9 protein-coding genes and 1 other RNA gene are annotated in these 15519 nt (G+C 38.8%); 4 read left to right on the plus strand and 6 right to left on the minus strand.

Translation table 11 applies throughout. The features are described 5' to 3' along the window. Positions 1-134 precede the first annotated feature (134 nt). The gene (locus ASU31_RS21925) at positions 135-1601 is read right to left on the minus strand and encodes a glycoside hydrolase family 130 protein (RefSeq protein WP_057934400.1); all 1467 of its coding nucleotides are present in this window, start codon (positions 1599-1601) and stop codon (positions 135-137) included. Between the two features lie 156 nt (positions 1602-1757). On the opposite strand from ASU31_RS21925, the gene ASU31_RS21930 reads away from it, so the two are divergent. Continuing rightward, positions 1758-2849, plus strand: a complete 1092-nt coding sequence (locus tag ASU31_RS21930) for a sensor histidine kinase (protein WP_057934401.1) — start codon at positions 1758-1760, stop codon at positions 2847-2849. On the opposite strand, the gene ASU31_RS21935 is transcribed toward ASU31_RS21930, so the two are convergent. Further along, a complete protein-coding gene (locus ASU31_RS21935) occupies positions 2835-3938 on the minus strand; it encodes a metallophosphoesterase (RefSeq protein ID WP_057934402.1) in 1104 nt (367 codons plus the stop codon). The genes ASU31_RS21930 and ASU31_RS21935 overlap by 15 nt on opposite strands. Before the next feature lie 261 nt (positions 3939-4199). Here ASU31_RS21935 and ASU31_RS21940 point away from each other — a divergent pair, with 261 nt between their 5' ends. Then, positions 4200-5402, plus strand: coding sequence for a DUF763 domain-containing protein (locus tag ASU31_RS21940; protein ID WP_057934403.1), 1203 nt, complete (start codon positions 4200-4202; stop codon positions 5400-5402). 359 nt (positions 5403-5761) lie between these two features. Here the strand turns inward: ASU31_RS21940 and ASU31_RS21945 are convergent, their stop codons facing one another. The 3 genes from ASU31_RS21945 to gltB form a co-directional block, all read right to left on the minus strand. Beyond that, positions 5762-6319 carry an REP-associated tyrosine transposase gene (locus ASU31_RS21945; RefSeq protein ID WP_057934404.1) on the minus strand — a complete coding sequence of 186 codons (558 nt, stop codon included), beginning with the start codon at positions 6317-6319 and terminating at the stop codon, positions 5762-5764. A 581-nt stretch (positions 6320-6900) separates the two neighbouring features. After that, a complete protein-coding gene (locus ASU31_RS21950; protein WP_057934405.1) occupies positions 6901-8367 on the minus strand; it encodes a glutamate synthase subunit beta in 1467 nt (488 codons plus the stop codon). Between the two features lie 3 nt (positions 8368-8370). Then, positions 8371-12870 (minus strand): glutamate synthase large subunit, encoded by a 4500-nt coding sequence (gene gltB / locus ASU31_RS21955; RefSeq protein WP_057934406.1) that lies wholly within the window; start codon positions 12868-12870, stop codon positions 8371-8373. 423 nt (positions 12871-13293) lie between these two features. Between gltB and ffs the strand changes: the two genes are divergently transcribed. Together ffs and fsa are read left to right on the plus strand one after the other, a co-directional pair. Then, positions 13294-13393, plus strand: an RNA gene (gene ffs / locus ASU31_RS27290) — signal recognition particle sRNA small type. Positions 13394-13479: 86 nt separating this feature from the next. Then, on the plus strand, positions 13480-14139 hold the full coding sequence (gene fsa, locus ASU31_RS21960) for a fructose-6-phosphate aldolase (RefSeq protein ID WP_025141909.1): 660 nt from the start codon (positions 13480-13482) through the stop codon (positions 14137-14139). Between the two features lie 694 nt (positions 14140-14833). Here fsa and ASU31_RS21965 read toward each other — a convergent pair. After that, entirely contained in the window at positions 14834-15340 is a 507-nt protein-coding gene (locus tag ASU31_RS21965; RefSeq protein WP_057934407.1) for a D-glycero-alpha-D-manno-heptose-1,7-bisphosphate 7-phosphatase, read from the minus strand. Positions 15341-15519: the final 179 nt, after the last annotated feature.

The raw sequence follows: 15519 nt of genomic DNA on the forward strand, positions 1-15519 counted from the left end.
GCTTACTATACGATCTGTCATCCTGAGCCTGTCGAAGGACTTGTTTAAATGCCCCTTAAAGCGTTTCGACAAGCTCAACGTGACAAATCGAATGAAACTACAACTGATGACAAAGTCCTCGTGAAAGATCGATTTTAATTATTCTCCAGTAATTTGGCCAGCAGCAACTCCAGATTTACGCTGGCAAACGAAGAACTATAATCAGATAAACCATAAGGAATAATTAATTCGCCATTACTGATAATCGATCCGCAGGAATATACCACATTGGGCACGTAACCTTCGCGTTCATCGTTATTAGGAATAATCAATGGTTCTTTTAAATGACCTATCTCTATACTTGGGTTTTCAAGATCCAATAAACTTACCCCAATACAGTATCTCCGCATTGGCCCCACCCCATGTGTAATTACAATCCATCCTTTTTCTGTTTCTATTGGGGAACCACAATTGCCGATCTGTACCAGTTCCCAATCGTAACGTGGTTGCTTTAATAAAACCGGGTTTTCCCAAACATTAACTTTATCAGAAAACATGAGGTAGTTATTCCAGCCATCTATCCGACTCATCATCACATACTTTCCTTTGATTTTTCGTGGAAATAAAGCCAGATTCTTATTTTGCGCACCATCGCCATAAAGTGGAATCACTTTGAACTCGTAAAAATCTTCGGTTTGTACCAGTTTGGGAATAATTAAAGAACCGTCGAAAGCAGTATATGTGGCATAGTACAGTACTTTGCCATCATCTTTAATAAATTTCACAAAACGAGCGTCTTCAATCCCTTTACGCTCAAATTCTGAAATAGGAAAAATTACACGATCAGAAATATCGGTATCTTTAGAAAAAGTTATGGTATGGTAAGTGTCTGATAGCCAAAGTATTTTATCGTATTCGATTAAACGGGCTGGATTTTCTTTATGTAAACTTTTAGAATCTTTAATGATGTTGCTCAAACTGGTGTACTCAAATTTATCATCCAGTTTTGACTCAATTTCTTCCAATACAGAAGGATCGATCTGCGCATAAGCAGCTTTTTTTAAGAATAGTTTTTTTACGTAAATGGCATTCTTCACCACCTCAGCCTCATCAACATAATTCCCAACAGGTAAAACCTGGATATTATTGTCTTTATCAATTAAAGCACGCCTGAAAACAATTGAAGAAATATGCCCCTCACCTACAGCCCGAAAGCTAATGATTACCCGCTTTTCACCCTCTACTAAGTCGGTTTGATCAGGATCGTCTACTATGCTTGGATTAAAAAAAGCGGCAGATTCTATTGAGTATTCATGTGTAAAATAAGCACCAATAAGAAGCTTGGTATATTCATCCAAATCCTCTATCTCAGTACCCAGGGCAATAAACTGCTTTTTTAATTTTTTGCAATGGCGGGTTAAAATTTTAGTAATATTTCGATGCCTTTTCGAATATTCCTGTAAGATGGGCGATATCAACGAAAACACTTTTTCATCTGAAAACTCCAAAACCTTCCTGATTACTTCTAATGCTCTCTCTTCTCCGTTAAAAAAAAAACGGGCAATAACTCTCTTAGTATCCGGGTTAACCTTAACAGGTTTACGTTCTATGTATAATCTCATTATTTATGCTGTTTTGTAGTAATTTAAAGCCTTCGTCCTCATTTCTTTCAACTTTATATTAACGAAATTTACGACTTAATTGTTTATATTATCTACAGTATTTGCACATAATTTTTACCTTTAGTTATTCACCCTTATATATTAATTAAACCTTAAATGCATTACGAAAAAGCAGATAACATGATTACATCAGATGAAACCTTGCGTTTAGGAAAATTAAGATACTATGAGATTTTAAGTACACCTGCAGAAAGTGCTTTTGATCAGATTGCACAACTGGCTGCTGAAATATTTGATGTTCCGAATGCAGGTATCGGTTTTCAGACGGATGGCGACATTTTTATGAAAGCTCAAGTGGGATCACCAATCGGCTTATCTCTAAAAAATGATGCATTTTCTTTTTTTGCCTCTGCTCCAATCAGCTCGCCTGAGGGTTATCCTATCGGACTGATTTACGTGGCCGATACCAAATTTAAAACAGCAGAAGAGCAGCAGCTAAAAATGCTGGGGCATTTAGCGGGTATGGTAATGGAAAAACTGGAGGCTAGAATTGCAACCAGAAGAGCGCTAAGGGCCTACGATGATCGTTTACATGTACTTGTTCATGATCTTAAAAACCCGATGACGACCATTTCACTTCAATCTGAATTGCTGGGACGCAGTCCCGGTATTGACGACAAAGCTTCATTAATTGCCAATAAGATTAATGCACAATCGAAAAGAATGATTGATAATTTAAATGACATTTTGAGCGTTGCCCGGAAAGAAGCTCACTCATTTAAGCCCAAAAAAGCGAAAGTTGACCTGAAAGAGGTGCTCGAAGAGGTAAAGTTTAATTTGGATTTAGCGCTTAAACGTAAAAACCAAACCGTTTTGACCGATATTCATGCTCCGGTAGAAATTTTTGGTGACGCGGATAAACTTAAGGTTGTTTTTAACCAGTTACTGGACAATGCCATTAAATTTTCTCCAAAAGGAAAGGAAATTAAAATATCACACCAAACTGCAGAAAATGAAGTAACCATTGCAATAAAAGATAACGGTGTGGGTTTAACGGAAGAAGATCTTGACAAAATTTTCTTAAAATTCGCAACATTAACGGCTACGGCTACAGATCATGAAAATACCTATGCTTTGGGATTGATCACCGTAAATGCCTTAGTGGATATACATAAGGGAAGATTGTGGGTAGAAAGCGACGGAAAAGATTTAGGTGCAACATTTTACGTAACGCTACCCATTAAATAAGTTTAAATCTAATAACTCGCTGAGTTTCATTTCTTCGAGTAAAATTCTTTCAGGAATAGCATTTCTATGGTATGACCATTTTATTAACCTTATAGAGCCATTCTCGATTTCGATACCAGTCATATCGCCATCACTAAAACAACAACATCCGCTATTAAAATAACCAGGTTTGTATTTGCCTAAACGTGGCGTTTTGTCTCCTTCTTTTATCAGTTTACGAAGCTCTGCATTTAAAACAGCAAGATCATCAGCATTCTTTTCTTTTTTTGCTTTATTCAGTTTTATGTAAATCCGTTCCAGGTGTGTTAACGAAGCAAAAACCGGCTGGTGTGTATGCCCCGTAATTAAAGCCAGGTTCTTTTTTGTAGCTACCCAGCTGTACATGAGTGCATTGTGCGCTGTTTTAAGCTGGTTGCTGTATGCTGGTGTATTGGGGTTAATTTGAAGGTACGATTGCAATGGTGCCCAAACGGTACTCACAAACCATTTGCTAAACCAGTTGCCATCACTCTGTAAATCGCCCTGATGGCCATGGGTCAAGAAAATATCGAGTTTGCTTTCTCCTACTGGCATTCTTAAGATCGCACCTTCATAAATATGGATTTTAGTTCCGTAAATTCTATTGAGGTTAAACCCTGCTAAAGGATCATTATCCCAATATAAATCGTGGTTGCCGAATATTTTAGTGAAATGGTTTTTTGAAATAAAAGCTTTTTCTGCTTCGAAAGTATCCTTATTGTGTTTAATTACAGATTCTAGCAAATTCTCCCAGAGTTCCTCGCTATCGCCCAAATTTATGTAATGGAAATCTTGTTGGTTGTAATATTCGAGTGCCTTTAAATAATTCTTTTCAGCTAAAGTAAAATCATCGGCATAATCACGGGCACCCTTATGCTGATCTGATAAAATGATAAATTTATCAGTTTGGGTAACTTCAAAAATAAGTCCACGTTTACCAGGTGTTGTATTGGTGGTTTTATAAAGTTTATTTAAAGCCGCATGAATGCGTTTACGGTTGGGCCTTGAACCAAATTTATTCGACATGCGAATAATCCAGGCATTGAGTAAACGTTGTAAGAGTTTTCGCATGTATAAAATGAGCCTTCGCTAGTATTATTGTTTCTCAAAATAACAAAAAATATCATCAATCGTTTTTTCTGAAAAGCAATAGTGTAATTCTTAGGTTAAGTTCGGCCTTGCTTTCCGTTTTATGCCGATGAAAAATCGACATGCTCACTCCAATCAAGTTTAGTTTACACCGGTTAATCGCTTTTATTAAAGTCAGTTCCTTTCTATCGCCGATTAAATAAAGACTTTATTTTAAATAATATTTAACTAAATTTGTTAGTATTGAAAAGATCAGGAAGCGCAGATTTACCCCTACATTATGGCCATGTACCACCATGGCTGGCGCAGCGTATGGCAACACTTGGCCTGGCCATAACGGAAGCGATACTATTAGAATATGGCAAAGCAGAAGTAATACGCCGCTTAAGCAGTCCTTTTTGGTTTCAGAGTTTAGGTGCGGTAATGGGGATGGACTGGCATTCGTCTGGTATTACGACATCGGTAATGGGCGCTTTAAAGAAATCGATTAATCCCTTATCGAAAGAGTTGGGCATTTACATTTGCGGAGGCAAAGGAAAACACAGCAGAGAAACGCCAAATGAACTTTTAAAAATTGCCGATAAAACGGGTTTAAATGGAACAGCATTGGTTCGGGCCAGTAAACTCAGTGCAAAAGTAGACAATACGGCCATTCAAGACGGTTTTCAACTGTATCTTCATAGTTTTATTTTAAGCAGCGAGGGCGATTGGGCAGTAGTGCAACAAGGCATGAGCGATAGTAGCTCGACAGCAAGAAGATACCACTGGCATTCTGAAAACCTAAAATCATTTGTCGAAGAACCACATACCGGTATCTGTGGTATTAATCAAGGCAAGATCCTGAACCTAACGGCTAATGATGCTGATAAGACGAGGCAGAGTATGATGAGCATTACAGCTGAATCGCCAGTAAGGATGCTTAATGAAATACAAAAACTGGTATTGCCCGATCATCATGAAGTAAAATCGAAAGATGTAGATTTGAAACGTTTAGGAAGTATTTTATGGCTGGCACAGGAAAAGCAACCGAGAGATTTTGAGGAATTATTATTACTCGAAGGCATGGGGCCAAGAACCTTACAATCGATGGCTTTAGTGAGTGAGGTGATTTATGGTACACCTTCGCGATTTAGCGACCCTGCCCGTTATTCTTTTGCACATGGCGGCAAAGATGGACATCCCTTCCCTGTTCCGGTAAATGTTTATGATGAGACCATAAGTGTTTTGCAGAAAGCAATTGAAAAAGCGAAGATTGGAAACACAGATAAACAACAAGCCATCAAATCATTGCATCAAATTGCCCGTAATGCAGAAAAAGATTTTATTCCGAATATGGATTTTGAAAAGGTGATTCAAAAAGAACGTGCTGAAAGCTGGAAATATGGAGGCAGAACAGTTTTTGGGAAAGAAAAACCGCCAAAGGATGAGCAATTGAAGTTGTTTTAGATAGAAGCTATCCGGAGAGTTCCAACGGGCTCTACGGATTAAGGAATGGATAAGAGTCTTTGACTCGCTATGATATTGAGTTTAAAAACTCAATCTTATTCATAAATCCGTAGAGACGCTGCGCTTAACTCTACGGACAGAGCATGCACTGAGCTTGAATTAGGTTCCTAAACTTTAGGAATAGATATGTGAATAGATCTGTCCGTAGAGTTCCAACGGGCTCTACAGATTAAGGAATGGATAAGAGTCTCTGACTCGTTTTTTATTGTTGAGTTATAAGCTCGTTTTTATTCGCAGGTCCGTAGAGATGCTGCGCTTAATTTTAACTCTACAGATAGTAATATCAATCCTATCCAAAATCATTCTATAAAATCTACCTCTATTAACCCCTTTGTTGTTGTGTAATAATCAATTGCTGAAGAATAAACATATTCTTCAGCGTTTCTAACAGCCCCCGATCTCACTGGATTTTCGTGTAAATAATTAAGTCTTTGATCCATCATTTCATTTGTAGAAAGTTCGACCGGATGATTTTCCTGCTGCCAAAACTGATAATCTTTGTTTCTTCTATTTTCTTCACCAGCTTTTTTAAATATCCAAAGCATCCAACTTCGTCTACTTTCGTGATTATTATTTTTGATTGCTTTAATAACGTTACTTGAAGTAAACTTTTTAAAATCTCTCAATGCGCCAGACAAATTATTGTTTTCATCTATCGACAAAATCAAATGTAGATGATTGCTCATAATACACCAGGCATGAATTTTTAAACCTTTATTCTTTTGGCAATAAATTAAGCTTTCTACAATAATATCCGAATATTCCTTTCTGGTGAATACATCTACCCATTGTACTGTAGCAAATGTTATAAAATATATAGCTTCCTGATCTTTTATTTGATAACCGTTTTCTCCCATATACCAATATAAGCTTTAAGATTAAGATATTTATAGCCTCTTAAAAGATGCTACTGATTATATGCAGGATAAAAGTCTCTGAGTCAATCTTTAATGTTCAGTTATAAACTCTGTTTTATTCGCAGGTGTTAGAGCTATGTTAGAGCTATCCGTAGAGTTCCAACGGGCTCTACGGATTAAGGAATGGATAAGAGTCTCTGACTCGCTATGATATTGAGTTTGAAAACTCAATTTTATTCATAAATCCGTAGAGACGCTGTGCTTAACTCTACGGACAGAACGTATAAGCCTTTCCTGAATGTTAGATCTACTTGTAGAGTTCCAACGGGCTCTACGGACAGAATGGATAAGAGTCTCTGACTCGCTATGATATTGAGTTTGAAAACTCAATTTTATTCATAAATCCGTAGAGACGCTGCGCTTAACTCTACGGACAGAAGGAATATGAAAGGTCTTAGCGAGACGCTAAGACTAGAGAATTCAACTCCGTGCTTCCGTGGCAGAAAATAATTGAAGATTAATAAAAACAAAAAAGGTCGTGGTTTGCACCACGACCCTAAAAATATAGAATTTAAAACCTACTAAGCGTACGCAACTGCATCTTTCGATGCCAGTTTAGTTGTCCCCATCAAGTATTCGTCTACCTTACGGGCAGCTTCTCTACCTTCTGAAATGGCCCAAACTACTAACGATTGCCCACGGCGAACATCTCCTGCAGCAAAAATCTTAGCAATATTGGTTTGGTAAGTGTGTTCAGATGCTTTTACGTTTCCGCGGTTATCCAATTCCACACCTAATTTCTCAATTAAACCTTCTTTTTGAGGATGTAAGAAACCCATTGCCAAAAGTACCAGTTCGCATGGAAGATCTCTTTCGGTACCAGCCACTTCTTTAAAAGTAACCGGGCGTCCATTTGCATCAATTTCCCATTCTACATCAACTACTTTTAAGGCTTTAAGGTTTCCTTTTTCATCAGCAATAAAATTCTTTGTATTTACCGACCAAGCCCTTTGTGCACCTTCCTCGTGAGAAGAAGTATTTTTTAGCAACATTGGGTAATTTGGCCAAGGCATATGCTCGTTCCGTGCCTGTGGCGGCATCGGCATAATCTCAAACTGTGTAACCGATTTCGCCCCGTGACGGTTTGAAGTACCAATACAGTCAGATCCCGTATCGCCACCGCCAATTACGATTACATTTTTACCGGTAGCCATAATATCTTCCGCTTCAACGGCTCTGCTCGCTACACGTTTATTTTGTTGCTTCAGGAAATCCATTGCAAAGTGGACCCCTTTAGCAGAACGGCCGTCAATTGGCAAATCGCGTGGAATAGTTGAACCACCAGCCAATACAATTGCGTTGAAATCGCGTAACAAAGTACCTATCTCAACATTCTCGCCTACATTGGCATTACATTTAAAAATGATACCTTCTTCTTTCATTAAATCGATACGGCGATCCACTACATTTTTCTGTAGTTTGAAATCAGGGATACCATACCTCAATAAACCGCCTGGAGCATCGTCACGTTCGAAAACGGTAACCTCATGTCCAACCTTATTTAACTGAGCAGCAGCAGCTAAGCCCGCAGGACCTGAACCAATTACAGCTACTTTTTTACCCGTTCTGATTAATGGTGCTTTTGCTTTGATAAATCCTTTTTCGAAAGCAATTTCGATGATGTGCTTTTCAATCTCCTCGATAGAAACCGGTGGGCGGTTAATGCCCAATACACATGCCGATTCGCATGGTGCGGGGCAAATTCTACCTGTAAATTCAGGAAAATTATTGGTGCTTAATAAAATATTTGCAGCTAATTCCCATTTACCCTGATAAACGGCGTCGTTAAATTCTGGTATCACGTTACCCAATGGGCAGCCTGACTGGCAGAAAGGTACACCGCAATCCATACAACGGGCAGCTTGATTGTTTAATTCTTTTGAGGGTAATTCATTTAAAAATTCCCCATAGTGTTTTACACGTGTTGCAGCCTCTTCTCTAGTGGGCGCAACTCTATCGTATTCTTGAAATCCTGTTACTTTTCCCATGGCCTAGTGTGTTTTTACTTGTTGATTACGTTTGCTTAAAACTGCTTTGTATTCTTTAGGGAATACTTTTACGAAATGAGCAGATTGAGTTTTCCAGTCGCTTAAGATAAACTCAGCTACTCTACTATCCGTTAAGCGGATATGCGTTTTAAGTAAAGCTAAAATACGCTCCTCATCTTCAGCTTGTAATGGATCAAGATCAACCATTTCTTTATTGCATTTGCGCGCAAAAGTTCCATTGGCATCATAAATCCAGGCTACACCGCCACTCATACCAGCAGCAAAATTGCTTCCGGTATCACCAAGAATCAGCACTTCACCACCTGTCATATATTCGCAACCGTGATCACCCACGCCTTCAACAACAGCTGTTGCACCAGAGTTACGTACGGCGAAACGTTCACCTGCTTTACCACGGGCAAATAACTCACCAGAAGTTGCGCCATAAAGGGCTACGTTACCGATAATGATATTTTGCTCAGGGATAAAAGTTGAGTTTGAGAAAGGATAAATGGCCAATCTTGCGCCCGATAATCCTTTACCCACATAATCGTTCGCTTCACCTTCTAATGATAATGTTACCCCACGGGTATTGAAAGCACCGAAGCTCTGTCCGGCCGAACCAACAAATTTAAAGTTGATCGTGTCTGGAGGTAAGCCAGCACCTAAATGAACTTTCGAAATTTCATTCGATAACATTGTACCTAGTGCACGGTCGGTATTTTTCACATCGAAACTGGCAAAAACCGGTTCGTTATGATCAATAGCAGGTTGTGCAGCGGCAATTAATTTATGATCTAAAACATGCTCCAAACCATGATCCTGGCCTTCAGTATTAAATAAAGGCAAACCATTTTCTTCTGCTTTATATAATATAGCTGATAAATCAAGGTGTTTCAATTTCCAGTCTTCGGCAGGCAATTCGCGTACTTTCAAAATATCAGCCTGACCGATCATTTCGTGGATGGTTCTGAAACCTAATTCAGCCATAATCTCACGTAACTCTTCGGCAAGGAAATAAAATAAGTTCACTACATGGTCAGCATCACCGGTAAATAATTTTCTCAATTCCGGATCTTGTGTTGCTACCCCAACCGGGCAAGTATTTAAATGGCATTTACGCATCATAATACATCCTGATGTTACTAAGGCTGCTGTTGCAACCCCCCATTCTTCAGCACCTAATAATGCAGCGATAGCGATATCCCTGCCCGTTTTAAGCTGACCATCTGTTTGTAACACGATACGGTTACGCAATTTGTTTTTTACCAAAGTTTGATGTGCTTCTGCCAAACCTAACTCCCATGGTAAACCAGCATGTTGGATTGAGGTTAAAGGAGATGCTCCCGTTCCGCCATCAAAACCAGATACCAAAATCACATCGGCATGTGCTTTGGCAACACCTGCGGCAATAGTACCTACACCAGCTTTCGAAACCAATTTCACATTGATCCTCGCTGCACGGTTTGCATTTTTCAGATCAAAAATTAACTGTGCTAAATCTTCGATCGAATAAATATCGTGGTGAGGCGGAGGAGAAATTAAACCAACACCCGGTGTAGAGTGACGAACTTTTGCAATCCAGTCATCCACTTTGTGCCCTGGTAATTGACCACCCTCTCCTGGTTTAGCACCCTGAGCCATTTTAATCTGTAACTCATCAGCATTGGTTAAATAATAACTCGTTACACCAAAACGTGCAGAAGCCACTTGTTTAATTGCCGAGCGCATGCTATCGCCGTTTGGCAATTTAGTATAACGCATTTCATCTTCACCACCCTCTCCGGTATTGCTCTTTCCACCGATACGGTTCATGGCAATCGCTAAAGTAGAGTGGGCCTCATGAGAAATTGAACCGAAAGACATCGCTCCTGTTGCAAATCTTTTTAAGATTGCCTCGGTAGATTCTACCTCATTTAAAGGTACTGATGGTCGGCTATAGTTAAATTCGAACAATCCACGGATGGTATAAGCTTGTTGCGTTTGCTCATTCACCAGTTTAGAGTACTGTTTGAAAATATTGTAATCGTTTTTACGTGTTGCGTTTTGGAGCAAGTGAATGGTTTGCGGGTTAAACAAATGCGCTTCACCTTTACGGCGGAATTTATAAGTTCCACCTGCCGGCAACAGGTTTTCGGTTTCTGTTAACGGGCCAAAACTGCGGTGATGTTTAATTAACGTTTCTTTTGCAATTTCATCCAATCCCAGACCACCAATACGTGAAACTGCACCAGTGAAATAAGTATTCACTACTTGTTTATTTAAACCTAAAATCTCGAAAATCTGCGCACCCTGGTATGATTGCAAGGTTGAGATTCCCATTTTAGAGAAAATTTTAAGTAAACCGCTATTTACCGCATAGATATAGTTCTTGGTAAGCTGCTCTGTTGATAAGCCCGATTCTTCTTTAAACTCATTAATGGTTTCCAAAGCCAGGTAAGGGTTAATTGCAGTAACACCAAAGCCCAGTAACGTGGCGAAATGATGTACTTCCCAAATATCACCAGCTTCTATCACAATACCTACAGCACCACGGTATCCTTTGCGGATTAAGTGGTGGTGCACGGCAGAAACTGCCAATAAAGAAGGCATTGCAGCATGCTCAGAGTCAATAGCCCTATCTGTTAATACAATTACCTGGAAACCATCTTCAACCGCATCAACCGCATAACGGCATAAACGGTCTAAGGCTTTTGCCATAGCGCCCGGCTTGCCATCAGCCCTGAAATAAGTCTGTAAAGTTTTCGCCTGAAAAACACCTGTATCAATACTTCTTAACTTCTCTAATTCCTGATTGGTTAAAATTGGGTGTTTAATGGCCACACAGTGCGCTTGTTTTGGCGTTTCTTCCAACAAGTTACCCATGCTGCCCATAAAACTGGCTAAACTCATTACCACTTTCTCTCTGATCGGGTCAATCGGTGGATTGGTTACCTGTGCAAATAACTGTTTGAAATAAGAAGATAAATGCTGAGGACGTTTTGACAAAATAGCCAATGGCGTATCGGTACCCATCGAACCGATCGGTTCTTTACCTTCAATGGCCATAGGTTTGAGCAAAAGATCTACATCTTCTCTGCTGTAACCAAAAACCTGTTGATATTTAAAAATAGATTCTGTAGATAAGCCGGTGAACATTACACGTGGCTCAGGTAATTCTTCTAAACGGATCTGGTATTGGTTAATCCAATCCGCATAAGGGCTTTTACCACAAACTTCTTCTTTAATTTCGTTATCGCTGATAATTCTACCCTGCTCCATATCCACCACGAACATTTTGCCTGGTGTTAAACGGCCTTTTTCGATTACAGTACTTTGGTCGATGGCTAATGCACCAGCCTCAGAGCCCATAATTACGCGGTCATCAGAAGTAATGGCATAACGTGAAGGACGAAGACCATTACGGTCTAAAGTAGCACCTATTAATTTACCGTCGGTAAAAGCAATGGCTGCAGGTCCATCCCATGGCTCCATTAAAGTAGCATGGAATTCGTAAAATGCCCTTTTAACAGGATCCATATCTTCGTTACCATCCCAGGCCTCTGGCACCAACATCATTAATACATGAGGCAGGGTTCTTCCTGAGTGAAGTAACAGTTCAATAACATTATCTAAACAGCCTGAATCTGAATTGGTTTCGTCAATTACAGGCAGTAACATATCTAATTCTTCCGGTGTAAAGTAAGCAGAAGCAAAAGACTTAACGCCTGCTCTAAACCAGTTTAAATTTCCCTGTAAAGTGTTGATCTCACCATTATGTGCAATAAAGCGGAATGGCTGGGCCAATCTCCACGAAGGGAAAGTATTGGTTGCAAAACGTGAGTGAACTAAACCTAAAGCAGAAACCATGCGCTTATCGGTTAGATCGGTAAAATATGTACGTACCTGTAGAGAAGTAAGCTGACCTTTATATATAATGGTTTGCGCCGATAGCGAAACAATATAAAAATCTTTACCACCATGAACGGTGTTTACGATCAGTTTAATCAGGTAATTTTTAAAAATATAAAGTTTACGTTCGAAATCGGCCCCTGGCGCTACTGCATAAGGACGGGCAATAAATACCTGCTCAATTTCTGGTTCAACAGAAAGGGCCATATTGCCAATATCCGTTGTGTCAACGTCAACTTTTCTAAAACCTAAAATTTCCAGGCCTAATTTTTCGGCGGCACGGTAAATCAATTCTCTGCACTCTTCTCTCGATCTGATATCTTTTGGCATAAATAACATACCTACACCATAATTATTGGTTTCAGGTAGGCTAAAGCCAGCTTTTAAACATTCGTCGTAAAAAAATTCGTGAGGAATCTGAATCATAATACCTGCACCATCGCCTGTATTTGGTTCTGCTCCACATGCCCCTCTATGATCTAGATTCTCTAAAATAGTAAGTGCATCAGAGATGATTTGATGCGATTTTCGCCCTTTCACATGTGCAACGAACCCAATACCGCAGGCATCGTGTTCAAATTGCGCATCGTACAATCCACTGTTTGGTTCCATTCTTTGCTCGTTAGTTGTTAGTGTATAGGAAACACTAAGATACGAAAAACAAATCTTAAATTACAGAGTTGACACGATTTTTAGAAAAATTTTAGTCCTTAAGTAATTTAAAGCTTTTAGATTAAAAAAATGATAATGATATACGTAAATATTTATCAAATTTATAATGATAATATTATACAATAAATGCACTTTTTCTGCTGAATTCCATCATAAATCGTTTTAATTGTTTGATTTATTTGTAAATATTTAATTCATATACAAATATTATACTCAAAAAATTGTTTATCTTGTATTTCCTTCCATAATCTAAAAATACACATTTCAATTTTATTAATTTACTAATCAGCTACATAGCCTAAAAGAGAAAAAAAATACAAAAATGCATTTTGTGTAACAACTTCTTTTTCTACCTTTGTGGCCGGGCAAGTCTTTTACGACCAGCTCCCTTTGAACTCCCCCAGGGTGGGAACACAGCAAGGGTAGAAGGTTGTAGCGGTGCGATAGAAGGTGCTTGCCCTTTTTTTCTTTTCCCTTAATCCCCTGAAGGGGGAACTAAATTCTTCAGGGTTCAATCATAGAAACTCAAATATTTAAGAATTTATAAACATGAAATTTTTTATTGACACAGCAAATCTTGATCAAATCAAAGAAGCGCAAGATCTTGGCATTTTAGATGGCGTAACCACCAACCCTAGCTTAATGGCGAAAGAAGGTATTACTGGCGAACAAAATGTAATTAACCACTACAAAGCGATCTGCGATATAGTTGATGATAACGTAAGTGCTGAAGTTATTGCTACTACTTTCGATGAGATTGTTAAAGAAGGTGAAGCTTTAGCCGCTTTAAACCCTAAAATCGTAGTAAAAGTACCAATGATTAAAGATGGTGTTAAAGCCATTAAATATTTCTCGTCAAAAGGAATCAAAACCAACTGTACTTTAATTTTCTCTGCCGGACAGGCTTTATTGGCTGCTAAAGCCGGAGCTACTTATGTTTCTCCATTTTTAGGCCGTTTAGATGATATTTCTAGCGATGGTTTGGTTTTAATTGAAGATATCAGAACCATTTTTGATAACTACGGTTACGAAACTCAGATTTTAGCTGCATCAATCCGTGGACCATTACACATTGTAAACTGTGCTAAATTAGGTGCTGATGTAATTACTGCACCATTGGCTGCTATTGTAGGTTTATTAAAACACCCACTAACAGATAGCGGTTTGGCTACATTTTTAGCTGACCACGCTAAAGCTGCTGGGAAATAAGAATTATAAAGTCGAAAGTCTTTAGTCCTAAGTCTTGAGTCGGATTTCCGGTTCAAGACTTAGGATTTTTTGTTTTATAGAAATCTGAGAGGTACAATAGATGATGGGGCTAATGCAAATTACATCATCACTCTTCCAATTTACATTCTTTCGGCCACTAAGAAGTTAAGAACATTAAGGATCTATTAACGCTTGCCATTGGTCATTGCAAATTGATAATTGGTTATTAATTTCTTTCCATTTCACATCTCTTGTTTTTTGGAGAGCAGAAACAGTGCTCGTCGGTGGCTGTAGTCCTGCTTTCCATTATATTCCGGTGAATTTTCGATAAAGACAAATTAGTTCAGATACCGGAATGCCATTTCAATCAGGTCTAGTTGGCAGTAATAAAAGTTCTTTTGCCAGTTTAGAAATTCTGTAAAATGATTTTGCGTTAACGATGGAAACGGCATCCTTTTTGGCTGTCATCCTGAAGGTTAATGTCATTAAGTTAGGGGGTAAATCTTAAAAAGATATCACCCTGAGCGTAGTCGAAGGGCATTTATTTGCGTTGTATCAATCTCAAGAAGTCTTCGACTACGCTCAGGCTGACAACCGCGTTCCTTAACTCAATGACATTGCCCTTGGCATAGTCGAAGCACAGCCAAAAAGATACAGTGTACAGCGTGTTAAAACGCCCAAATGATAAAAGACGCTAGACTAAAGATTCCCGATTAAAGACTTCTTTAATTTTCTCATAACTGATCTGCTCATCAGGTTCAATTAGAATGCCTTTCACTCCTGCCCCATTTGCAGCTTCAACATCTCTTGGCTTATCGCCGATCATAATAGATTGCGACGGATCGATGTCGTACATATCAATTGCATCTAAAATCATTCCCGAAGCAGGTTTTCTGCACTTACATTCGCCACCAACGGTGGGATGATGCGGGCAATAATAAAAACCAGCAATATCTGCTCCTTTAGCCACAAAAGCATTGCGGAGCATTTGGTGCATAATGGCCAGCTCTTGTTCGGTATAACGTTTTAAAGCAATACCGCCCTGATTGGTAATTACAATTAAAAGATAACCTTCGTCGAATAGTTTTTTTAATACCGGAATCTGGTAATCCAGGATTTTAAAATCTTCAACACGGCAGATGTAATCGTATATTTCGTGATTGAGTACGCCATCACGATCGAGAAAAATAGCTTTATTCATTATTGAGATATGAGTATTGTGATTTGAGACTGTATCATAAATATAGAATTGTCATCCTGAGCCTGTCGAAGGACCTGTTTAAATGCCTCTCAGCGTTTCGACAAGCTCAACATGACAAAATTCGAATGGAATTATAACAAATGATACATTCTCTTTATAATTTCGCCAAAATAACTGAA

Source organism: Pedobacter ginsenosidimutans, assembly GCF_001442625.1.
GTDB lineage: Bacteria > Bacteroidota > Bacteroidia > Sphingobacteriales > Sphingobacteriaceae > Pedobacter > Pedobacter ginsenosidimutans.